The sequence below is a fragment of the Kushneria sp. EE4 genome (genome assembly GCF_977968315.1).
The window spans coordinates 376,324-398,230 of record NZ_OZ386212.1 but is presented as its reverse complement, the minus strand read 5'-3'; the positions used below and the strand labels follow the sequence as shown (position 1 = coordinate 398,230).

21 protein-coding genes and 1 riboswitch are annotated in these 21,907 nt (G+C 59.0%); of the genes, 9 read left to right on the top strand and 12 right to left on the bottom strand.

The features are described from left to right. Positions 1–23 precede the first annotated feature (23 nt). From ACXMYO_RS01850 to ACXMYO_RS01840, 3 genes are all read left to right on the top strand, one after another. Positions 24–1,358 (top strand): amidohydrolase, encoded by a 1,335-nt coding sequence (locus ACXMYO_RS01850; protein ID WP_457807634.1) that lies wholly within the window; start codon positions 24–26, stop codon positions 1,356–1,358. After that, positions 1,348–2,823 carry an amidohydrolase gene (locus ACXMYO_RS01845; RefSeq protein ID WP_457807633.1) on the top strand — a complete coding sequence of 492 codons (1,476 nt, stop codon included), beginning with the start codon at positions 1,348–1,350 and terminating at the stop codon, positions 2,821–2,823. The genes ACXMYO_RS01850 and ACXMYO_RS01845 overlap by 11 nt, the downstream gene beginning before the upstream one ends. Positions 2,824–2,896: 73 nt before the next feature. Then, positions 2,897–3,265 (top strand): DUF4870 family protein, encoded by a 369-nt coding sequence (locus ACXMYO_RS01840; RefSeq protein WP_438766404.1) that lies wholly within the window; start codon positions 2,897–2,899, stop codon positions 3,263–3,265. Between the two features lie 93 nt (positions 3,266–3,358). Here ACXMYO_RS01840 and ACXMYO_RS01835 read toward each other — a convergent pair whose 3' ends face one another. Continuing rightward, entirely contained in the window at positions 3,359–4,234 is an 876-nt protein-coding gene (locus ACXMYO_RS01835) for a pirin family protein (protein ID WP_457807632.1), read from the bottom strand. A 99-nt stretch (positions 4,235–4,333) separates the two neighbouring features. Beyond that, the gene (locus ACXMYO_RS01830) at positions 4,334–5,578 is read right to left on the bottom strand and encodes an MFS transporter (RefSeq protein WP_457807631.1); all 1,245 of its coding nucleotides are present in this window, start codon (positions 5,576–5,578) and stop codon (positions 4,334–4,336) included. A 177-nt stretch (positions 5,579–5,755) separates the two neighbouring features. Here ACXMYO_RS01830 and tenA point away from each other — a divergent pair, with 177 nt between their 5' ends. Next, positions 5,756–6,421, top strand: a complete 666-nt coding sequence (gene tenA / locus ACXMYO_RS01825) for a thiaminase II (RefSeq protein WP_457807630.1) — start codon at positions 5,756–5,758, stop codon at positions 6,419–6,421. 460 nt (positions 6,422–6,881) lie between these two features. On the opposite strand, the gene ACXMYO_RS01820 is transcribed toward tenA, so the two are convergent. Then, the gene (locus ACXMYO_RS01820; protein ID WP_457807629.1) at positions 6,882–7,841 is read right to left on the bottom strand and encodes a DUF6602 domain-containing protein; all 960 of its coding nucleotides are present in this window, start codon (positions 7,839–7,841) and stop codon (positions 6,882–6,884) included. Positions 7,842–7,897: 56 nt separating this feature from the next. Next, a complete protein-coding gene (locus ACXMYO_RS01815; RefSeq protein ID WP_457807628.1) occupies positions 7,898–9,031 on the bottom strand; it encodes a hypothetical protein in 1,134 nt (377 codons plus the stop codon). 190 nt (positions 9,032–9,221) lie between these two features. Here ACXMYO_RS01815 and ACXMYO_RS01810 point away from each other — a divergent pair, with 190 nt between their 5' ends. The 4 genes from ACXMYO_RS01810 to ACXMYO_RS01795 all read left to right on the top strand — a co-directional run bounded on the left by ACXMYO_RS01810 (position 9,222) and on the right by ACXMYO_RS01795 (position 14,626). Next, entirely contained in the window at positions 9,222–9,344 is a 123-nt protein-coding gene (locus tag ACXMYO_RS01810; protein ID WP_457807627.1) for a hypothetical protein, read from the top strand. A gap of 80 nt (positions 9,345–9,424) precedes the next feature. After that, a riboswitch (TPP riboswitch) is annotated at positions 9,425–9,549 on the top strand. Positions 9,550–9,634: 85 nt separating this feature from the next. Then, entirely contained in the window at positions 9,635–11,569 is a 1,935-nt protein-coding gene (gene thiC, locus ACXMYO_RS01805; RefSeq protein WP_457807626.1) for a phosphomethylpyrimidine synthase ThiC, read from the top strand. A gap of 174 nt (positions 11,570–11,743) precedes the next feature. Then, positions 11,744–12,517, top strand: coding sequence for a FadR/GntR family transcriptional regulator (locus tag ACXMYO_RS01800; protein WP_457807625.1), 774 nt, complete (start codon positions 11,744–11,746; stop codon positions 12,515–12,517). Positions 12,518–12,649: 132 nt separating this feature from the next. Next, a complete protein-coding gene (locus ACXMYO_RS01795) occupies positions 12,650–14,626 on the top strand; it encodes a beta-galactosidase (RefSeq protein WP_457807624.1) in 1,977 nt (658 codons plus the stop codon). A gap of 151 nt (positions 14,627–14,777) precedes the next feature. Here the strand turns inward: ACXMYO_RS01795 and ACXMYO_RS01790 are convergent, their stop codons facing one another. The 3 genes from ACXMYO_RS01790 to ACXMYO_RS01780 form a co-directional block, all read right to left on the bottom strand. After that, positions 14,778–16,370: a solute:sodium symporter family transporter gene (locus ACXMYO_RS01790; protein ID WP_457807623.1), complete on the bottom strand. Its 1,593-nt coding sequence runs from the start codon at positions 16,368–16,370 to the stop codon at positions 14,778–14,780. A gap of 295 nt (positions 16,371–16,665) precedes the next feature. Continuing rightward, positions 16,666–17,067, bottom strand: coding sequence for a glutathione S-transferase N-terminal domain-containing protein (locus tag ACXMYO_RS01785; protein WP_438766397.1), 402 nt, complete (start codon positions 17,065–17,067; stop codon positions 16,666–16,668). A gap of 79 nt (positions 17,068–17,146) precedes the next feature. Further along, positions 17,147–18,190: a hypothetical protein gene (locus ACXMYO_RS01780; protein WP_438766396.1), complete on the bottom strand. Its 1,044-nt coding sequence runs from the start codon at positions 18,188–18,190 to the stop codon at positions 17,147–17,149. A 144-nt stretch (positions 18,191–18,334) separates the two neighbouring features. On the opposite strand from ACXMYO_RS01780, the gene ACXMYO_RS01775 reads away from it, so the two are divergent. Beyond that, positions 18,335–19,273, top strand: coding sequence for an AEC family transporter (locus tag ACXMYO_RS01775; RefSeq protein ID WP_457807622.1), 939 nt, complete (start codon positions 18,335–18,337; stop codon positions 19,271–19,273). On the opposite strand, the gene ACXMYO_RS01770 is transcribed toward ACXMYO_RS01775, so the two are convergent. From ACXMYO_RS01770 to ACXMYO_RS01750, 5 genes are all read right to left on the bottom strand, one after another. Further along, a complete protein-coding gene (locus ACXMYO_RS01770; protein WP_438766394.1) occupies positions 19,274–20,266 on the bottom strand; it encodes an adenosine deaminase in 993 nt (330 codons plus the stop codon). Between the two features lie 203 nt (positions 20,267–20,469). Then, the gene (locus tag ACXMYO_RS01765; RefSeq protein WP_457807621.1) at positions 20,470–20,748 is read right to left on the bottom strand and encodes a peptidylprolyl isomerase; all 279 of its coding nucleotides are present in this window, start codon (positions 20,746–20,748) and stop codon (positions 20,470–20,472) included. Between the two features lie 148 nt (positions 20,749–20,896). Next, a complete protein-coding gene (locus ACXMYO_RS01760) occupies positions 20,897–21,082 on the bottom strand; it encodes a CsbD family protein (RefSeq protein ID WP_438766392.1) in 186 nt (61 codons plus the stop codon). A 146-nt stretch (positions 21,083–21,228) separates the two neighbouring features. After that, positions 21,229–21,399, bottom strand: coding sequence for a hypothetical protein (locus ACXMYO_RS01755; RefSeq protein ID WP_438766390.1), 171 nt, complete (start codon positions 21,397–21,399; stop codon positions 21,229–21,231). A gap of 167 nt (positions 21,400–21,566) precedes the next feature. Further along, on the bottom strand, positions 21,567–21,881 hold the full coding sequence (locus ACXMYO_RS01750) for a glutathione S-transferase N-terminal domain-containing protein (RefSeq protein WP_438766389.1): 315 nt from the start codon (positions 21,879–21,881) through the stop codon (positions 21,567–21,569). Positions 21,882–21,907: the final 26 nt, after the last annotated feature.

Genomic DNA, 21,907 nt, shown 5'->3' with positions numbered 1-21,907 from the left:
CTTGCCATGAAAGGAGTACTGTCATGTCACAAACGCTTGCACGCACGCTTGAAACCCATCTCGACAGCCTGAAGCCACAGCTCACCGCCTGGCGACGTGACTTCCACCGCCACGCCGAATCGGGCTGGGTCGAGTTTCGCACCGCGTCACTGGTCGCCGAGGAGCTCGACCGGCTGGGCTATCAGGTCACGCTGGGGCGCGAAGTCGTTGACGACAAGGCCCGCATGGGCGTACCGGATGCCGATACCCTGGCCCGCGAGGAGGCCCGCGCCCGAACCCAGGGCGCCGTCGAGCGCTGGCTACCGCAGCTCTCCGGCGGCTTTACCGGCGTGGTCGGCGTGCTCGACACCGGTCGCCCCGGCCCGACGCTGGGCTATCGTATCGATCTGGACGCGCTGGATCTCGAAGAGTCCAGTGAGCCGACGCATCGCCCCGCCCAGCAGGGGTTCGGCTCGCAAAATGCCGGCATGATGCACGCCTGTGGCCACGACGGACACACCACCATCGGGCTGGGGCTGGCACGACTTTTCAAGGCCTGTGAGTCGGATCTTTGTGGTCGTATCAAGCTGATCTTTCAGCCCGCCGAGGAAGGCGTGCGCGGCGCGCGCTCCATGGTCGCCGCCAGCGTGCTTGATGACGTTGACGTCTTCATTGCCACTCATATCGGCATGGACATTCCCTGCGGCGAGGTTGTCTGCGCCCAGGATGGCTACCTGGCCACCACCAAACTCGATGTGGCCTACACCGGCGTACCGGCCCATGCCGGCGGCCGCCCCGAAGAAGGCCGCAACGCGTTGCTGGCCGCCGCCCAGGCCGCCGTGGGACTGCATGCCATTCCGCGCCACAGCGCCGGTGCCTCACGCATCAACGTGGGCGTGCTCAACGCCGGCAGCGGGCGCAACGTGGTGCCGGCCAGCGCCATGATGAAAATCGAAACCCGCGGTGAAAACACGACCATCAACGAGGAGATGCGCCGACGTGCCATCGATGTGATCGAGGGGGCCGCGCAGATGCATGGCGTCAGCGTCGAATATCACCTTGCCGGTGAGGCGGACACCTGCACCGCAAGCCCTGAGCTGGTGGATTACATTCACGAGCGCATCCAGGGGCTGCCGGGCATTGACGTGGTCACACCGCGCATCAGCGAACCTTCGGGCTCTGAAGATGCCACCTGCATGATGCAGCGGGTGCAGGAGCGCGGCGGCCTGGCCACCTACATGATTTTTGGTACCGAGCTTTCCGCCGGCCACCACCACCAGTGCTTTGATTTCAACGAGGACGTGCTGCCCCTGGCCGTACGGACGCTGTCGCATCTGGCGCTGGGCATCGATGCCCTCGGAGAACGCCATGAGCGCTGATGCCGCCACCGACGACCCGACCGCACGCATCAGTGCGCTGATCAAGGCGCGCCGCGAGCCGTTTATCGCGCTGGCCGATGCCATCTGGGACCATCCCGAGACCCGCTTTGAAGAGCACGTCTCGAGTCGTCTTCTGTCCGATGCGCTCGAAGCCGAAGGCTTTCACGTCGAGCGCGGCGTGGCCGGCATGGCCACGGCCTTTGTGGCCAGCATCGGCAGTGGCGCGCCGGTCATTGCGCTGCTCGGTGAGTTCGATGCGCTGACCGGGCTCAGCCAGCGCGGCGGCGCCAGCACTCATGAGCCGCTAAACGCCGGCGGCAACGGTCATGGCTGCGGTCATAACCTGCTGGGCACGGCGGCGCTGGCCGCCGCCGTGGCCGCAAAAGACGATCTTGCCGCGCGCGGTGCGCTTGAAGGCCGCGGCACCCTGCGCTTTTACGGCTGTCCGGGTGAGGAAGGCGGCTCGGGCAAGACCTTCATGGTTCGCGAAGGGCTTTTTGACGACGTTGACGCCGCGCTGACCTGGCACCCGATGACGTTTACGGGGCTTTTCTCGACGCCGACGCTTGCCAACATTCAGGCGTATTTCCGCTTTCACGGCACCGCCGCCCACGCCGCCAACTCGCCGCATCTGGGTCGCAGCGCGCTTGACGCCGTCGAGCTGATGAACATCGGGGCCAACTATCTGCGCGAGCATGTACCCGAGCAGGCGCGCCTGCACTACGCCATTACCGACAGCGGTGGTACCTCGCCCAACGTGGTGCAATCCAGCGCCGAAGTGCTTTATCTGGTACGTGCCTCGACCATGTCGGAGACCGAGGATATCTACGCCCGCCTGCAGGACGTGGCCCGCGGCGCAGAACTGATGACCGGCACCCGCGTCGAGGTGACGTTTGACAAGGCCTGCTCCAGCTATCTGCCCAATCGCACGCTGGAGGCGCTCATGTTCGAGCAGATGCAGGCACTGGGCGCGCCTGCCTTCGATGAGAGTGACCAGCGCTATGCTCGCGCTATCGCCGACACCCTTGCCCCGGTGGCCCGGCAGGCCGACCTTGACGGCATGCGTCGAATGACCGGCCCCGATACTCGGGCCAGTATTGACGCTTTCGAGCAACAGGCGCTGGCGGATACGGTGCTCGCCCCGGGAGATGGCCGCGAGATCATGAAGGGCTCTACCGATGTCGGCGATGTCAGCCGGGTGGTACCGACCGCGCAGTGCTACGTGAGCTGTTTTGCCATCGGCACCGCCCTGCACACCTGGCAGGTGGTGGCCCAGGGGCGCAGCGCGCTGGGACACAAGGGTATGCTGCGGGCAGCGGAAGTTCTCGCCAGCACAGCCGTTCGACTGCTGGAAGATCCGGAGTGTTTGCAAAAGGCGCGCCGGGAGCTTCTGGAGGCAAGCGAGCGCACGCCCTATACCTGCCCCATTCCTGAAGGCGTGACGCCCTCGCCGCTGACGTCCTGAGCTGAAGCGGCGCGGACAGCCCCGCCCCTGTCGGGTTATGATGGCGCCATCCCATTATCCCGAGGAGCGTTTCGTGACCGACAGGGACCCGATACTTCATGAAGACCCCGCCGCCGATGACGACCCGATGATGGTGCGCATCGGCTACGCCCTTTATCTGGCCAGCATTCTGACCGGCATTACGGCGCTGGCCGGGCTGGTCATCGCCTATATCTATCGCCGCCGCTCGCCGGCCTGGCTTGCCGATCACTACACCTTTTTGATTCGCACCTTCTGGATCGGTCTGGTCTATATGGTGCTGGCGACGATGCTGTCGTTTCTGGGCGTCGGGATTTTGCTGTTCCCGCTGATTACGGTGTGGATCATCGTGCGCTGCGCGCGCGGCTGGCGCGAACTCGAGCGCCGGCGCACACCCACACCGCTGATGAACTGGGCCTGGTAGGGTCTCGCTTCCCTCTGAGGTGTGGATATAAAAAAACGCCCGCAGCAGTCGCTGCGGGCGTTTTTAATGGTGTCCAATGATACCCGGGCATACCTATTCGGCAGACAATCCGCCAAACCTGCCGGCCTGATAGTCACTGACAGCCTGTTCGATCTCTTCACGCGTATTCATCACGAACGGGCCATGCGACACCATGGGTTCCTTCAGACGCGGCGAGTGGCCGAAAATCAGCGTGGCGTCACCGGAGCCGCGAATCTCGACGTAGTCACCCTGCGTGTGGAATTCGATCAGGTGACAGGGGCGAATCGCCTGTTCCGAGATCATGATGTTGCCGCGCACCACGTAGCAGAAAATTTCGTGCTCCTCGGGCACCGGCAGCTGGACCAGCGACCCTTCCTTGATGGTGATGATCGACATGAAGCTGGTCGTCGGCGTCTCGACGGGGCCACGGAAGGTGCTGCCCTGCTGCTCGAAATCGCCGGCGATCAGCGTCAGATGGCCACGGCCTTCATCGAGCTCGACCTGGACGAGATCATCGGCCTGCAGGCCGGTATAGCGCGGTTCGGTCATCTTGAGATCGGCCGGCAGATTGATCCAGAGCTGAAGGATCTCCATGCGCCCGCCGTCACGGCGAAAGGCTTCAGGAGAGACTTCCGAGTGGATCAGCCCGCGCCCGGCGGTCATCCACTGCACGCCGCCGGTTTCAATGATGCTCTGATGGTCATCACTGTCGGCATGGGCCAGCGAGCCATCGAGAATGAAGGTCACGGTCTCGAAGCCGCGGTGCGGATGCGGGCCAAACGGCAGACCCTTGTTATCGCGCTCGTAGATCTGCGGGCCGTGATGGTTGAGAAACAGATAGGGATCGAGATAGTCGATCGAGGGACCGGGCAACGGGCGATGCGTGATGAGATCACCGATGTCATCGCGAATGGCGGTGTGCAAATGCCGTACTTTTCGAGCTGTCATCGGTGCCTTGTCCTGTATTCAAATGAAACACTGATATCGGCCAAGTATAAGACACATCCGGATACCCTGCCCTAACATGCCATATGAATGCCCCAGCCTTTACGAGGGCTCAAGCGCCAGTCGGCGCAGCCGCAGCCCGGCCAGCAGTGCCAGACAAAGCAGTGCGGCGATAAAGGCCACCACGCCGTTCCAGCCGCCCAGCGCCCAGAAGGCCCCCCCCAGCGTGCCGGCCAGACTCGAGCCCAGATAGTAGCTGAACAGATAAAGCGACGACGCCTGCCCGCGTGCCTGGGTGGCCCGCTGACCGACCCAGCCGCTGGCAATCGAGTGCGCGGCGAAAAAACCGAAGGTAAAGATCAGCATGCCCACCAGAATCAACGCCACGGGCGAGGCCAGCGTCAGGCCAAGGCCTGCCAGCATCACCACAATGAACACCCAGAAAACGCGTGGCCGCCCCAGCCGGTCGGCAAGCCCACCCGCCCAGGCCGAGCTGTAAATGCCGGAGAGATAGACGATCGACAACAGCCCGATCACCGTCTGGCTGAAGTGATACGGCGCCTCCAGCAGGCGATAGACGATGTAGTTGAACAGCGTCACGAAGCTGCCCATCAGCAAAAAGGCTTCCAGAAACAGCCACGGCAGCCCGGCATCGCGAAAATGCAGCCGGAAGGCCCCCACCAGATTGGCCACGCTGAGCCGTCTGGGTACAAAATGGCGCGAAGGTGGCAGCATCTTCATGAAGGCGATCGCACTGATCAGCGAGATCACACCCATGGTGGCCAGCGTCACTCGCCAGTTGACGAAATCCACCATCACGCCGCTGATCAATCGCCCGCTCATGCCCCCGATGGCGTTGCCGCCGATATAAAGCCCCATCGACACGCCGATAAAGCTCGGATGAATCTCCTCGTTGAGATAGGCCATCGCCACGCCGCACAGCCCGGCCATGGCAAGCCCGGCCAGCGCGCGCATGACCAGAATCGTGCCCCAGTGCTGCATGAACGCCGCACCAATGGTCAAAGCAGAGGCGCTCAACAGCGCCAGCGACATCATCTTCTTGCGCCCGATGGCGTCCGACACGGGGCCGGTCAGCAAAAGCCCCACCGCCAGCATGCCGGTAGAGACCGATAGCACCAGGCTGGTGCTGGCCGGATCAATCCCGAAAGCCTCGGACAGAATCGGCATCATGGGCTGGACGCAGTACAACAGTGCAAAGGTGGAAAAGGCGCCCAGAAACAGCGCCAGCATGGTGGGCCGATAATCGGGCTGCCCCCGCTCGATAAACCGGGGCGCGTCGCCGGGCGATGACGGTGTGTCACTGTCCGGATAACCTGTGCGGGACATGATGTCTCCCTGTGCCTTCTGACGCCGACTGCCAGCGTCAAAACATGGACCGTTAAGCGTCAATTATAAGACGACTTTGCAAATCCGCTGGCGCTGCATGCCTGCCCGGTCGTGTCGGAGACGCAGGACAATGGTTTACTCTAAAGGCCCCAGAAAAGCGCTACCGCGGAGCCGGACATGTCTCAGAGTTTCGACACGATCAAAAATGCCTGCAGCGACCAGTGGCAGGCCTATATCCAGCACGCCTTCGTGACCGGCGTCAGCGAGGCCACGCTGCCGGCGGCTGCCTTTCGTCACTACCTGCAGCAGGACTATCTGTTTTTGATCCACTTTGCCCGCGCCTGGGGGCTGGCGGTCTATAAAAGCCGCGACATGAATGAGCTTCGCCACTCACTGGACAATCTCAAGACCATTGTCGATACCGAGATGGGCCTGCACGTGGACTACTGCCGGACGTGGGGCATCGATCAAGAGCAGCTTCAGAATCTACCCGAAGCGCAGGAAACGCTGGCCTACACCCGCTTTGTGCTGGACTGCGGCCATCGGGGCGAGCTGCTGGACCTGCACGTGGCGATGGCGCCCTGTCTGATCGGCTACGCCGAGATTGCCAACTGGATCGGCGCGCGAGCCCAAACGGTCACGATCGATAACCCCTACCAGGCGTGGATCGACATGTATCGCGACGATGAGTATCAGCAGGCCGCGCAGCGTGAGCGCCAGTGGCTGGACGAACGGCTGGCCGAAGTCTCCCCTGCCCGTTTTGCCCAGCTGACCAAAATCTTCCAGGATGCCACGCGCCTTGAAGCCGCGTTCTGGCAGATGGGGCTTGATGCCGCGCGCTGAACATTTAACGAGTTGCCGGTGGCACCGGCCGAGATCATCGTGGTATCGCAATGCGATATCACGATGAAGCGAATGAGCAGCGTCAAGGCGACCCTGCGGGCAAAGCGCTATCACCTGCACACTGGGCAAACCTGCTTCCATTGGATTCGCATATTCCTTCGCTTTATTGGCAAGCAGCACCTCCCCATCATGGCAGGATGGCGGCGAGGCTGTGACTGGAGTGCCTGACAAAAAACATTTGGCGACCGTCACGCAGAGCTTGCCCGACGGTATCAATACGCAAGGACGCAACGCCAAGTCGAGTGACCAAGGTTTCGAGTAGTGTCGTTTGTTCAGGTCCGGGAAGAACAAAGACTATGGGCAGCGAGGGTTGGAGTATACTGCCCCTTTATTTAATACTTAACGCCATGCCTTGGTGCAAACCGAAGCGCAGCGTAAGCTTGCCCCAAGCAGTACTTTGTTAGCCTATTGCACTCTCAACAAGGCGTCCTTTTTTAAAGATATAAGTTCCATTTTTAGACGACATCTTACCATCACAACTGGGGCAACGCTCTTCAGATGCAATAGAACCATTAATAGTTATATCCAGTGAGCCAATATTTGGGACCACTTCCCCTTCAATGCCGCATTTTTCACAAGTTAATTGAACTGAGGGTACATCCCTAGACTTTGTTGCTACAAAACATTTGGCTTCCGGGATGACATAGTGCCCCAAACATGGTTGCCCCCGACTAGCTGATACGCCTCGATAGGTATTAGTCACCCCACCGACAAAAGCAAGAACTTCATCAAAATCTTTGCCATCTTTGAAGCCTATCCAGTAATTACTGTTATCGTACCAGTACTCTTTACCAGCAACACATATTGCTCTGACATATGCCGCATCCTCATCGTATAACTTTCGATAACGCTCTGCCTCATTTAGTCCAGTGCCAGTGAGGTCCGAGTTAAGTGCGAAAACCACTGACCTAAGCTTTTCGATAGAATGATGCATTTCTTTGCCATCATCGCCTTTTTGACCCGGAAGATAACCAAAGTTAAGATTTAAGTCTTTAGCACTTTCATGTGCCATTTTAAGCTCTGTGGCATTCAAGGTTGTTTTAACTTCAATTGTATAAAGCACAGACTCGATTGGGAAAATCCCGACTTTTTTATCCATTAAAATTGGAGGCAAAATAGCTCTATCATATAAAATAATATCTATTTGCCCAGACATTTCTCCATTGTAGCTATCTATTATCTGACCAGTACCCACACCAACATCAGCAGGTAATAGCGGCTCAAATAATTGACCAATGAGCAATTCAAGAACATTACCTTTGACTCCTTGATGTGAAAACCCTGCCGCAGCTCGTGCTTGAGATATGGCAGATGTGACTTTTGATCTCAGCAAATCTTGATATTGGTTCTTTACAGCCATTCCTCGATTTCCAAAAAGGCCTAACGTTTGAATTCAGGAAAGTTTATTCTGTGCCTCTACCCAAGAAACCGTGTGATTACTGAGCCAGCGGCGCCACCCAATAATGACGAAAGTAAAACGATTCCCATCTCAAGAGACTTTGACCGCCGATTCTCTGCAAAAGCCAAGAGCCGTCCCAGTTCGCTGGTAGGCAACTCTTCTAATTCTTCCAACTTAGACTTCACCTCTGTCTTAAGAATCTCAGGTTCACCTGACTTGTATAGATCGTTAACGAGTTTCTGAAGCCGTTGTTGAGAGAACACCCTCAAAGTTTCGAACTCTACAAGCTGCTGGTGGGCATGATGTATTTGACGTCGTCTCTTCCTCAGAGCCTGAAGTTGCCCCCAAAACGAAAGCCCTTCCTTTGTAACAAGATCTTCCATAATTTCTTGGAGTCTAACCCAAACGCGAGACCGCTCGTTTCTAGTCCTTACAATTTCATAGAAAACATCAAGCTCATCCCCGAGCAAGCTGCGTAACGCAGAAAAAGCGTCCTCGGCTGAGCCGAACTCACCCGTATCGTAGTAAATTTTAACTTTGTTATATCCTCGAACCGCGAGAGCTTTCGCTTCAAAGATATCCTGCACCTTCTCTGTCTCAGGTTTGGGGCAAAGTTGAAAGTTTGCATGATAGGGACTAGGGCCAAGACTTTCAAAAGTGACGTAACCATCGAGTTTTTTAAACTCGGACTCCAGATATTTACGTACAACAACAACGCTTGAAGATGGAGAATCGTCAGGGTCGTCTTTGATAGGCCAAATAAAAGCAATAGGGCAATCAAATTCATTCTGGCAAAAAACCCGAAACCTCTCAGCATTCGCCTCTCTAAAAAATATGTTTCCTGTCACTTCCCTCTGAACCCGTGCAGGAATGTACAAGTCGAAACTTACCGAAAAGAAGTATAGGTGTGGTATAAAAGCGTTTTCTTCTTTTAATGACGGTATGGGATCATTAAATCTTAAATCCAGTTCGTCGCTGTTTGTGCACTCGATCGAAATGTTGTTGATAGAATGAATCGCTTCCAATGCTCGTTTAACGTCAGTTACAAACTGCGATACTGAGAGCCTCCTCGGGACCGACTCGTTGACGCCAAAATTGAAGCAACCCACACCGAACGAGATTGGGTGATGATGCTTTTTGTTCTCCGCCATCATTTTTCTCCTAACGCCTTACCAGGCGCACAACAGTAATTATACGCCCAGCTGCATAACCTCAATGAACGTGCCGGCACGTTCAGCAGCCACTTCGTACAAAACTATCCCATTGATCACAAAGGCGGCAAAGCAAATTTTGCCGCGAGCGGGCATTGGAAAAGAGGAGCTGTCCGATGGGCCGGCGGCAATGGCCTGTACCCGCTACGTACTGGGGACCGGCAACCATTTTGTTCAGCTGATCATCACTTTCCGCGATGCCCCGCATCTCGAAGCGGCCTTCTGGCAGATGGTGCTCAATACCGTGTCCTGAACCGACGGTAAACGCCGACTGATGACACTTGACCGGGCACCGCTGCCCGGCACAGACTGACCCGGCAATGGCTTGGCCATTGCTGCTTGACGGGGTGCCGGTGGAACCGGCTGAGATCATCCTGTGTCGCTCTGCGATACCACGGTGGATCCCGATGAACCTGATCCGGCTAATACCGGCGTAGGGATTCAAGCGAAGGGTCCGCGCTGCCGTTCCGGCATCCTGTAACACCTCCCCCTTCCTGCCTACGCTGTGCGCCGGCTGACTGATGTCACGCTCTGGAGCACACCATGACCGAAAGCACGATCTCTCAGGAATCGCACGCCCCGCGCCGCGGCAAAAAGCACCCCACCTTTCTGGCCGACAGCGCCCGCGTCGATAGCGCTTCCGTATCGCCACTGCCCGCCTCACGCAAGGTGTTCGTCGAAGGCTCGCGCTCGGATATTCGCGTGCCCATGCGCGAGATCAGTCTCTCCCCCACGACTACCCGCGACGGCATCGAAGAGAACCCGCCCCTGCTGGTCTATGACACTTCCGGCCCCTACACCGACCCGGGCGCCGGTATCGACATCCGCCGCGGTCTGGCGGATTTGCGCCGGGCCTGGATCGATGAGCGGGGTGACACCGAGTGGCTGGACGGCCCCACCTCTGAATACGGCAAGCGCCGCGCCGAGGACCCGCGTCTGGCGACCCTGCGTTTTGATTTGAAACGCACCCCGCGGCGCGCGAAGCCGGGACGCAACGTGACCCAGATGCACTACGCCCGGAAGAATATCATCACCCCGGAAATGGAATTCATCGCCCTGCGCGAGAACCAGCGCCGCCAGCAGCTGGGCAGTGCCGAGGTCGAGCGCATTCTGGGCCATCAGCACCCGGGCGAATCCTTTGGTGCACGCCTGCCGGAAGAAATCACCCCTGAGTTTGTGCGCGATGAAGTGGCCCGCGGGCGGGCGATCATCCCCAACAACATCAATCACCCGGAAAGCGAGCCGATGATCATCGGGCGCAATTTCCTGGTGAAGATCAACGGCAACCTGGGTAATTCGGCGGTGACCTCCTCGATCGAGGAAGAGGTCGACAAGATGACCTGGGGCATCCGCTGGGGCGCCGATACCATCATGGATCTCTCGACGGGGCAGAACATTCACGAAACCCGTGAGTGGATTATCCGCAATTCGCCGGTGCCGATCGGCACGGTGCCGCTCTATCAGGCGCTGGAAAAGGTCAATGGTGTGGCCGAAAACCTCACCTGGGAGATCTTTCGCGACACGCTCATCGAGCAGGCTGAACAGGGTGTGGACTATTTCACCATTCACGCCGGCGTACGCCTGCACCATGTGCCGATGACCGCCGAACGCACCACCGGCATCGTCTCGCGTGGCGGTTCCATCATGGCCAAGTGGTGTCTGGCCCATCACGAAGAGAGCTTTCTCTACACCCGCTTTGAAGAGATCTGCGAGATCATGACGGCCTATGACGTCGCCTTCTCGCTGGGCGACGGCCTGCGCCCCGGATCGATTGCCGACGCCAACGACGCCGCCCAGTTTGCCGAACTCGAAACCCTGGGTGAGCTGACGCAGATCGCCTGGAAGCAAGACGTTCAGGTGATGATCGAGGGGCCGGGGCATGTGCCGATGCACCTGATCAAGGAGAACATGGACAAGCAGCTCGAATGCTGTGACGAGGCGCCCTTCTACACCCTCGGGCCGCTGACCACCGACATCGCCCCGGGCTATGACCACATCACCTCCGGGATTGGTGCGGCGATGATCGGCTGGTACGGCTGCGCCATGCTCTGCTATGTCACCCCCAAGGAGCATCTGGGCCTGCCCAACCGCGACGATGTGAAGACCGGCATCATCACCTACAAGATTGCCGCCCATGCCGCCGATCTGGCCAAGGGCCACCCCGCATCCCAGCGACGCGACAACGCCCTTTCAAAAGCGCGTTTTGAATTTCGCTGGGAGGATCAGTTCAATCTGGGTCTGGACCCGGATACGGCGCGGGAATACCACGATGAGACCCTGCCCAAGGACTCGGCCAAGGTGGCGCACTTTTGCTCCATGTGCGGGCCGAAGTTCTGCTCGATGAAGATCAGTCAGGAAGTTCGTGAATACGCGCGCGACCGCGGGCTTCAGGGCGATGAAGACGCCATGCGACGCGGCATGGCCGAGCAGGCGGAGAAGTTTCGCGACAGCGGCAGCGAGCTCTACAAGGAAGTCTGACCCGCCAACGCAAAAGGCCCCGGCAAGCCGGGGCCTTCATATGCCTGCCGTAGCGTCTCCCGCCACCTGTGACAAGGGCCCACCCCTGCGCGACCAATGTCTATAGGCCAATGGTCAGGCAGCCGTTGAGCTAAATATCAGACATTATTATATTTATATCTGATATTTGGAGACATGCCTATGACCGAGCTCAAGCATCTACCTCATGCTGCTGCCGACGCTGATGCCGATACGCTTGCCTCGGTGCTGGCACATACCATTTTGTCGGGCCAGTGGGCCAGCGGTGACATCTTCCCGCGGGAGCTGGATCTGAGTCGTCACTTTGATGCCAGCCGCAACCGGATACGCAATGCCCTGGCGACCCTGAGCAGCTGCGGGCTCATAGAGCGTACTGCCGGGCGCGGCACCATCGTGCGCGATATTGCCGACTGGCATCTGCTTGACCCGAACATGAGCCTCTGGCTTGCCGGACTGGACACACCACACCCCCAGCTGGTGCATGAGGTGTTTGCCTTTCGACTGGCCGCCGAACCCTATGTCAGCGAGCTGGCAGCACTGGCTGCCACGGCCCAGGATCTGGCAAAGATCGAAAGCGCCTTTAACGGCATGTGTGAGACGGCGGATGATCCGGAACAGCGCAACGCTCACATTGATTACGACATCGCCTTCCATGAAGCCATTTACAGTGCCAGTCATAACCTGGTATGGCGCCAGATGGGGCTTTTGCTTCGCCCCTCGATTGTAGCGCTGATCCAGCGCTCTCATCATCGTGTTGACCGACTCGACGACAGCCTGGAGCGCCACCGCCGGGTACTGGAGGCCATCCGGATGCGACAACCGGCAGCGGCCCGCGAAGCCACCGAGCATGTTCTGGCCCGTACGGCAGCCGACCTTGAGCTCTCCGGCAGACCGACCGCGCTGCGCCCCGGCCCGCTAACATCCCTGTGAATGAATCCCGTGAGGTGACCCCCACACGGATTTTGTGCCGACAAGGCACTGCCGTCTCGTCACCTACTGCTCCTCATGGCGATACATGATGAGCACGCCCTGCCCTCGACACCCACACCCCAGGAGCAAGCCATGCAATTAGGTGTCTGTTATTACCCGGAACACTGGCCCCGACAGCGCTGGGCCGAAGACGCGCGAGCCATGGTCGAGGCCGGCATCAGCGTTGTGCGTATCGGTGAATTTGCCTGGAGTCGGCTGGAGCCGCGCCCGGGGGAGCTGCAGTTTGATTGGCTTGATGAGGCCGTGGCAACACTGGCCGAGGCCGGCCTTTCCATCGTGATGGGTACCCCCACCGCGACCCCGCCCAAGTGGCTGGTCGATACACATCCGGAGATTCTCGCCGTGGACGAACATGATCGACCACGAGGTTTTGGGTCGCGCCGCCACTACTGCTTTGCCTCGCCGGTCTATCGCACGCAAAGCGAGCGCATCATCCGGCTGATGGCCGAGCGCTACGCGGGACACCCGGCTATTATCGCCTGGCAGACCGACAACGAATACGGCTGTCACGACACCATCCTCAGCTACTCACCGGCGGCGCGCGCCGGCTTCGGCGACTGGCTCCAGCAGCGCCATGGCGATGTTGAGGCGCTCAACAACGCCTGGGGCAGCGTGTTCTGGAGCATGGAGGTCACCGAGTTTGACCAGGTGGAAGCGCCAGTCGGCACCGTGACCGAACCCCACCCGGCCATCGTGCTCGATTACCGCCGCTACTGTTCGGATCTGGTGGTGACCTACAACCGCCTGCAGGTCGATACCCTGCGCGCCGCCGGGGTATCCGTGGATATCGTTCACAACTTCATGGGGCTTTTTACCGAGTTCGATCATTTCGATGTCGCCCGCGATCTCGATATCGCCAGCTGGGACAGCTATCCGTTGGGCTTTCTGGAGCGCGGCGCCCATGATGAAACCACTCGTGATCACTACCGCCGGCAGGGTCATCCGGATTTTGCCGGTTTTCATCACGATCTCTACCGCGCCATGTGCCGCGGTCGCTGGTGGGTCATGGAGCAGCAGCCGGGACCGGTCAACTGGGCGATCAGCAACGCTGCCCCGCTGCCCGGCATGGTGCGTCTCTGGAGCCATGAAGCCTTCGCCCACGGCGCCGAAGTGGTGTCCTATTTCCGCTGGCGTCAGGCGCCCTTCGCCCAGGAACAAATGCACGCGGGCCTGCTGCGCCCCGACGGCAGTGAATCAAACGCCTGGCCGGAGCTGCTGGCCGTGCGTGACGAGCTTCCTGACCTGGCCCGGGAAGACATCACCACGGCCTCGGCATCGGTTGCGCTGATGTTTGACTACAGCGCCATCTGGGCCTGTCAGATTCAGCCCCATGCCGCCGATTTCGATGTGCTGGAGCTGCACCTGAGCTGGTACAGCGCCCTGCGCCGGCTGGGCCTTGATGTCGATATCGTGTCGCCCACCGCCGAGCTCGACGGCTACGCCCTGGTCGTGCTCCCCTGCCAGGTCATTGCCGACGACGCCCTTGCGACAAGGCTTGAGGCCGCCCGCGACTCGGGCACCCCATTGATCATCGGCGCGCGCTCCGGCTCACGCACCCCTGATTTTCAGATTCCTGCTAACCTGGCACCGGGGCCTCTGGCCACGCTGACCGGCGTGACGGTGGACCAGATCGACGGCATGCGCCCGGGCACCCATCCGCGCCTGAGCCTGCCCGGCAGCCCACAGGGTCATGCCCTGCGCTGGCGCGAACAGCTGGATGAAAAGCGTCAAAAGGCTCGGGTCGTGCACCGCTTCGAGGACGGCATGCCGGCAGTGACCGAACATGAAGGCGTGACCTATCTCACCGCCTGGCTGGATGAGGACAGCATGATGGCGATATTCGCCGAGGCGTGTCGCGAAGCCGATATTACCACCACCGTGCTGCCCGAAGGGGTCAGGATACGCCGTCGCGGCGCGCTTTGCTTTGCCTTCAACTACGCGCCCGAACCCCGCCATCTGCCGAACGATCTGGTCCCCAAAGCAGGTTATCTGGTCGGCGGCACGACGCTCGCCCCGGCCAGCGTCAGTGTCTGGTCAACGACACGCTAACCAGCCCATTGTTTAACGCACTGTCCCCGCTTCGGTTTCCCGAGCGGGGACAGTGCGTTATGGGCAGTACGTTATGGACAGCGATTTTATGAACAGGGCGTCTGGACAGCGTGTTAGCGCCTGCGATCCACAGGCGCGGCACCGGCAAGGGCTAGATAAAGGCCAGATAGATAGCAACGACCAGTACCAGCAACGCAATGCTGGCCGGCCATGCCTTGCTCCAGGGCGTCATGTCGATGGCCCCGGCATCCTGCTGCACCCAGGGTTCGGCACGCGGCATCATTTTACCGATGGCCAGCATCATCAACACCAGAAGCACCATGACAATCGCAATGAAGTGGAAATTGGACACGGCATCAACGACACCGGCCAGCGGCGGTACGAAATAAAATGCGGCAATCACCACACAACCCAGCACCAGCGCCAGATTGGCGGCAAGTGCCGGCACACGCCGGGTCAAAAAGCCGACCAGAATGACCGACAGCAGGGGGACGTAATACAGCGAGTTGACCTTCTGGACATAGACAAAAAGGCTCTCCTGACTGGCCATCAGGGGCGCAATGGTCATGGCCGCGATCGCCATCAGCCAGCCTGACCACTTGGAAGCTCGCACCACCTGAGCTTCCGTGGCACTGGGCTTCAGTCGCGCCTTATAGACATCCAGACTGAACAGCGTGGCCGTTGAATTCAGCGCCGAGTTGAAAGACGACAGGATGGCCCCGACCATCGCCGCTGCAAAAAAGCCTGTCAGCGGCGCTGGCAAAACGTCATGGACCAGCTGTCCATAGGCCGCATCGGCCTTGACGCCTTCGCCGACATACATATGAAAGGCAATAATTCCCGGCAGCACCAGATAAAGCGGTCCAAGCAGCTTGAGCAGCCCGGTCAAAAGCACCCCTTTCTGCCCTTCGGCCAGGGTTTTGGCGGCAAAGGTACGCTGAATGATCTGCTGGTTGGTGCACCAGTAGAACATGTTCAAAAGCAGAACACCGGTAAAGATGGTGGAGAAAGGTACCGATTGATCCTCAGTCCCCCAGGAGCGCATTTTTTCCGGATGGCTGGTCTTGAGCGTGTCCCACCCGGCCAGAATGCCCTGGCCATCACTGATCGCATTGAGACCGAAATAGACGATCATCAACCCGCCGATCAAAAGCCCTACGCCGTTGATGGTGTCGGAAATGGCAATCGAGCGCAGCCCGCCAAACAGGGCGTAGATGGACCCGCCGACGCCGACGGCCACAATGGTCAGCACCAGCAGTACCGCATTGGATTCGATGCCGGTCAGCGTCTGAAGATCCAGTAACCCCATCAGCCCGAGCGCGCCGGAATAAAGAATGCTGGGAAGTAGAATGGCCGCATAAGCGACCATGAAGATGATGTTGGCCAATAGTCGAGTGGTGCGATCAAACCGCAGCGCCAGCAGCTCCGGTACCGTCGTGACACCGCTTTTAAGAAAGCGCGGTAGAAAGAACATGGCCATGGTGACCAGGGTGACGACCGCGATCACCTCCCAGGCCATGACCGATAGCCCGTCGGTAAATGCCGCCCCGTTGAGCCCGACCATCTGCTCGGTCGACAGGTTGGTCATCATCAACGAGCCCGCAATGATCGGGAAGGTCAGACTGCGCCCTGCCAGAAAGTAACCGCTCGAATGGCGATGATCATCGTGACGCGTCATGCGCCAGGTAACGAACGCTACCAATGCGGTAAAAAAGACAAACGAGGCCAGGGTCAACGCATTCATGGAGTTGCCTTATGGAAACACGGAAAGGTCTTGCGCGAAGCCACTGAGTCTATCGCCATGAACGATAGAGACCATTCGCAATTTGTCTTACCTATCCATATAAAATGTCTAACAATTCCAGACATTTTAGGTATCACTAACGTTCTATCCTGCTGAAGTCAGACTCCTGAGCCGTGCAACGCTTCAGAAATCTCGAAGCAGGAAAGGTTAAAACGCATGAAAGGTAATACTACCGTGTCTCTCAAACGCAAAAGGCCCCGGCAAGCCGGGGCCTTTCATATCAGGGTTTGTGCTCTCAGGCGGTTGCGGTATCGGGCTCGAAGCGCTTTTGTAGATAGGCCTTGATGGCGTCGGACTCATACATCCACTCGGTCCCGCCGTTTTCCTCGATGGCAAGACACGGCACCTTGACGCGGCCACCGCCGGCCTTCAATGCCTGCCGGGCAGCATCGTCGTGCTGGGTGTCGCGCAGTTCGATCGGCAGTGCCAGCCGATGCATCTCGTGGCGTACCTTCACGCAGAAGGGGCAGGTGCGAAACTGATACAGCGTCAGCGACTGGCAGGCGCGGTCGACTTCCGTCTGCGCCCTTTGGGTGCGCGTGACCGGTTCGGGCCGACCGAAGCGGTCGCGGGCGATCATGACAGGCGCCAGCACCAGGCGAACGCCCTTGAAGAAATAACGAACCAGTATTTTCATGACGACACCGTGGGGAAGTAAAACGAAAGGACAGCGCCCATGATATCAGCCCCGGGCGCCGCGGTTGACCCCCGGGGTGTTACTGGATCATTTGTAAAAGCGTCCAGGGCGCCTCGCAGGCATGTTTTTGCTCGCGTTTGGGATCATGATCGCCCAGCGCCAGCTCCCGATCATTGTCGTAGGCGACAAACAGCCGCTCGTGATCCAGCACGGCCAGCCCTTCGGCCTTGTGGGTGAATACCAGCGGTGCCCCGGTTTCGTTTTCCACCAGCGCGGGTGCCCTGCCGCGTGCAAGATCGGCCATGTCGATAACCCAGAGATAGCCACCGATACTGTCGATGCCGCCCTGCTCGTTTTCAAAGCTGGTCATCAGATAAAGCCGGTGGTTATACGGGTCATATTCAAGGCTCGACAGGCCACAGAGGTGCTCAACGGCCTCGAATTGACCGGGATCAAAGGCGTAGTGCTCGCGCATCTCGTCGAGAAACACCAGCTGCCCCTGTTCGTTGATCCGGTAATGGGCGCCGACCACGCGGCAGACATAGTTGAAGTCATCAAAATGCTGCCCCTGTTCGCGCACGCCAAACAGCAGCAGACCATCGCCTTTTTCACTCGGAATGGCCGCCAGGCCTTCTATCTTGTAATAGGGCATGCCGATAGCGGCCGTCAGCCGCTGGCGCAGTTCCAGTGAACCTTCCACACCGTCACGCGGGTCCGGGTCAACGACCTGCACCCGGTCCGGGTCGCCCAGCGGCCAGATCAGCAGATGATTATAGTCATTGAGTGAGTGATCCTCGGGGTGGATGCGATCGAAGCCGGTGGTGGCCAGTACATGGCGACCATCCACGGTCAGCGCAAAATCCTCGTATTTGATCGCCTGGCGGATCAGTGGCTGGGTATAGTAAGCCAGCGTATCTTCCTGCGGATGGCCCTGATCATCGATATCGACGGCAAAGACCGAGGAACGTTCGGCGCCGGGAATCGGCTTGTCGCTGCCAAGAATTAATCTCTGACCGTCGTACACCACAGCGGAGACTTCGGCATGAACCATCTGTTGCCGGTCATCGGCCAGTCCGGCCGGGAAACAGTGCAGTGTGCCGTGATGAATGGAATGTGCGCGCATGGCAGACCTCCTTTGGACAATGGATGACGCTGATTTGACGCCGCCATTCGTTCGATACAATCTTTCAGCGCCCCGACAGCCGCTCATGGATCAACGTGAACGTGCCGCCACTCGGGCTCAAACGCTTGCTCTGGAGTCAGGTTCTTGAATGTACTGAGCATTACTGCCCCGATCTTCATGCTGATCGCTCTTGGATACGTCGCCGTCATGTGGGGCGTGGTCTCAAAAGAGCATATTCAGGGGCTGGGACGTCTGGTAGTCAATTTTGCTCTGCCGGCGCTGATCATCCGCGCCCTGAGCGAGAATGCCCTGGCCGATGTGTTCGATGCCCACTATCTGCTGGCCTACGGGCTGGGATCGCTGCTGACATTTCTGGCAGGGCTTTTTCTGGTGTATCGCGTGCAGCGTCAGCGTCTGGATTACGCCGCTATCAACGCCATGGGCATGGCCACCGCCAATAGCGGTTTTATCGGCTATCCGATTGCGGTGATGGTCATCGGCCCGACGGCGGGCGTGGCGCTGGCGCTGTGCATGCTGATCGAGAACATGGTGATGATCCCGCTGGCGCTGGCGCTGGCTGAAGCGGGCAGTCAGCAGGGCATCTCACTACGAAAAACGGTCGTCACGACGGTCAAAAGGCTTTCGCGCAACCCGATCATTATCGCCATTGTCAGTGGTGCCCTGATCTCGCTGTCCGGCCTTTCGATACCCGCGCCGTTTTACAAGGCGCTGGATATGCTCGCCGACGCCTCGGCGCCGGTGGCGCTGTTTGTTATCGGCGGGACGCTTTACGGGTTGAAGGTCCAGGGCATGTATCGCGATATCGGTCAGATCACGCTGGCCAAGCTGGTCTGTCATCCCCTGCTGGTGCTGCTGTGCTTTCAGGTCTTTCCCATCGACAACACCGAGCTGATGACGGGCGCGCTGCTGATCGCCAGCGCCCCCATGCTGAGCGTCTACCCCATCTTCGGTCTGCGCTTTTCGATGGACAGGCTCTGTGCGGCGGCGCTGCTGGCCGCCACGGTCCTCTCGTTTATCACTATCAGCACGACCATCTGGATGATTCACCAGAGCGGCGGCTGATCAGCACTCGGCAAGGGCCTTCAATAGCGTTTCGCGACGGTTTTCGTCCATGAAGGCGGCTTCGATGGCGTTACGGGCCAGTCCCCGGAAGGCATCCTCATCCCAGCCAAAGGCGTCCTGGCAGGCCAGGAAATTATTGAGCATGCCGCCGCCGAAATAGGCCGGGTCATCGGAGTTGAGCGTCACGCACAGTCCCTGATCCAGAAGCGCTGGCAGAGTGTGGTCTTCAAGACGATCAAAGACCTTGAGATAGACGTTGGACAGCGGGCAGACCGTCAGCGGAATCTGTTCGTTGGCAAGCCGTGCCACCAGCGCCTCGTCTTCAAGACAGCGCACGCCGTGATCGATACGACACACATCGAGGGCATCCAGCGCGCCGCTGATATAGGCCGCCGGGCCTTCTTCGCCGGCGTGGGCAAGTCTTGCAATGCCCAGCGCACGAGCCTGCTCGAACACGGCAGTAAACTTCTCCGGCGGGTTGCCAAGCTCGGCGCTGTCCAGACCGATGGCATCAATCTGGTCATACCAGGGGGCGGCCTGCTCCAGCACGTCCATGGCCTCTTCGGCGCTGCGGTCGCGCAAAAAGCTCATGATCAGGGCCGTGGACATGCCAAAGCGGCGGCCGGCTTCTTCGCGCGCCTGCCCCAGACCGGCGAACAGGGTGCGCATCGCCACGCCGCGGGACAGATGCGGCTGCGGGTCAAAGGAGAGCTCAACGTGAACCACGCCGTCCTGATGGGCCCGTTCAAAGTAGGCCATTGCCAGATCAAAGAAATCCTGCTCGGTATGCAGGACGTTCATGCCCTGATAGTAGAGATCGAGAAAGGATTGCAGGTTGGTAAAATTATAGGCCGCGCGGACCTCTTCAATGGAGCCATAGGGGAGCGCAACATCGTTTCTGGCGGCCAGCTCGAACATGAGCTCGGGTTCCAGCGTGCCCTCGATATGCAGGTGCAGTTCCGCCTTGGGCAGCGTTTGTAGCCAGTCTTTCATGAGCACTTCCTCACAGTCCTGCGGTCAATCAACGCCAGAGGTCGATCGATTCATCAAATAATACGACCGGGGTCGTTTCGCCACGGCAGGATAAACCAGCGGGGGCGTAGTGTCGCCCGCCCGGGCGTTACGAAAAGGGGCTGCCATGACAGACAGCCCCCGAAACATCATTATACGACGTAAACGCCGTATGACCGCCGTGATCAGCTGCGGCTGGTCACTTCCAGCAGATGATAGCCAAACTGGGTCTTGACGGGACCGTGCACCTTGTTGAGATCACCGGTGAAAACGACCTCATCGAATTCACGCACCATCTGACCGCGGCCGAAGGTACCCAGATCGCCGCCCTGACTGCCGCTGGGGCACTTCGAGTGCTCGCGGGCCACGTCGGCAAAGTCCCTGCCCTGCTCTATTTCACTTTTGAGTGCTTCACACTCGGCTTCGCTGTTGACGAGAATATGACGTGCGCTTGCTTGGGCCATGATGGGCTCCTTGAATTAAAACCGCGATTGTACGCCGGGAGCGAGGCAGGCCATAGCGCTGCTGGCGCCCTGAACATGCCAAACCGGTCCAGAAAACAGAAAGGGCCGCTAAAAAGCGGCCCTTCATTAACCCTTGACGGTGCAAGCGTTACTTCTTGTTGACAGCGTCCTTGACGTCGCCCTTGGCGCTTTCGGCATGCCCTTTCGACTGCTGGGCCTTGCCTTCTGCTTCAGTGCCGGGCTTGTCGGTTGCCTTGCCTACGGCTTCCTTGACCTTGCCCTTTGCCTTGTCGAGTGCGCCTTCAGCCTTGTCGGACTTGGAATCTGTAGCCATGACAGTTACCTCCCTGTAGAAAATATGACACCTGCCTTTCAAGGGCAGCGTCTGCGCATTCAGGATGCGCATGACTCAGTGTAGACGTTTATAGCGCATTGCCAATGTCATCGCTGTATCGGCACAAAAGATGCGATCAGCGCTGATCAGGCCTTGCCGTTATCGTCGGATTTGGCCTTGCGCTCGCCCTTGGCCAGATCCTTTTCACCCTTTTCGATCTGATCCTTGTCGCCGGTCGCCTTGCCGGTTTCCTTCTGGATCTTGCCGCCAAGCTTGTCGATCATGCCTTCAGCCTTGCCGCCTTTTGACTCTGACATGCCAACCTCCTGTTCTGCATGATGGTCCGACATGTACCGATGCTGTCTGACTCGTGTGTCGGTACCTTTCTACAGCATAGCTACTACCTGCCAGCCGTCAGCCATCATTTTGTGAACGATTGTGAATAACGTTTTCATCACAGGTTATCGTTCTTGATAACGGTATATTAGCCAAACTGCTGGCGCAGCCAGGCCGTGATATCGGCAGATTCATACATCCAGTGCGTTTCGCCGGTCTCCTGGGTAATTCGAAGACAGGGCACCATGGCGCGCCCGCCCCCCTCGATCAGCTCCTGGCGGGCTGCCGGGTCCTCGCGTGTATTGCGCAGCTCGATATTGAGCGACAGCCGCTCGATTTCATGCAGCACACGGCGGCAAAAGGGGCAGCTCTCGAACTCGTAAAGGGCCAGGGAGCGACACTGCTGGTCCACTTCTGCCTGTGCCTGAGGCGTTCGAGACGTCTGGTCGAGATCGTCGTGCATCGAAGAATTCTCCTTTTTGAGGTTGC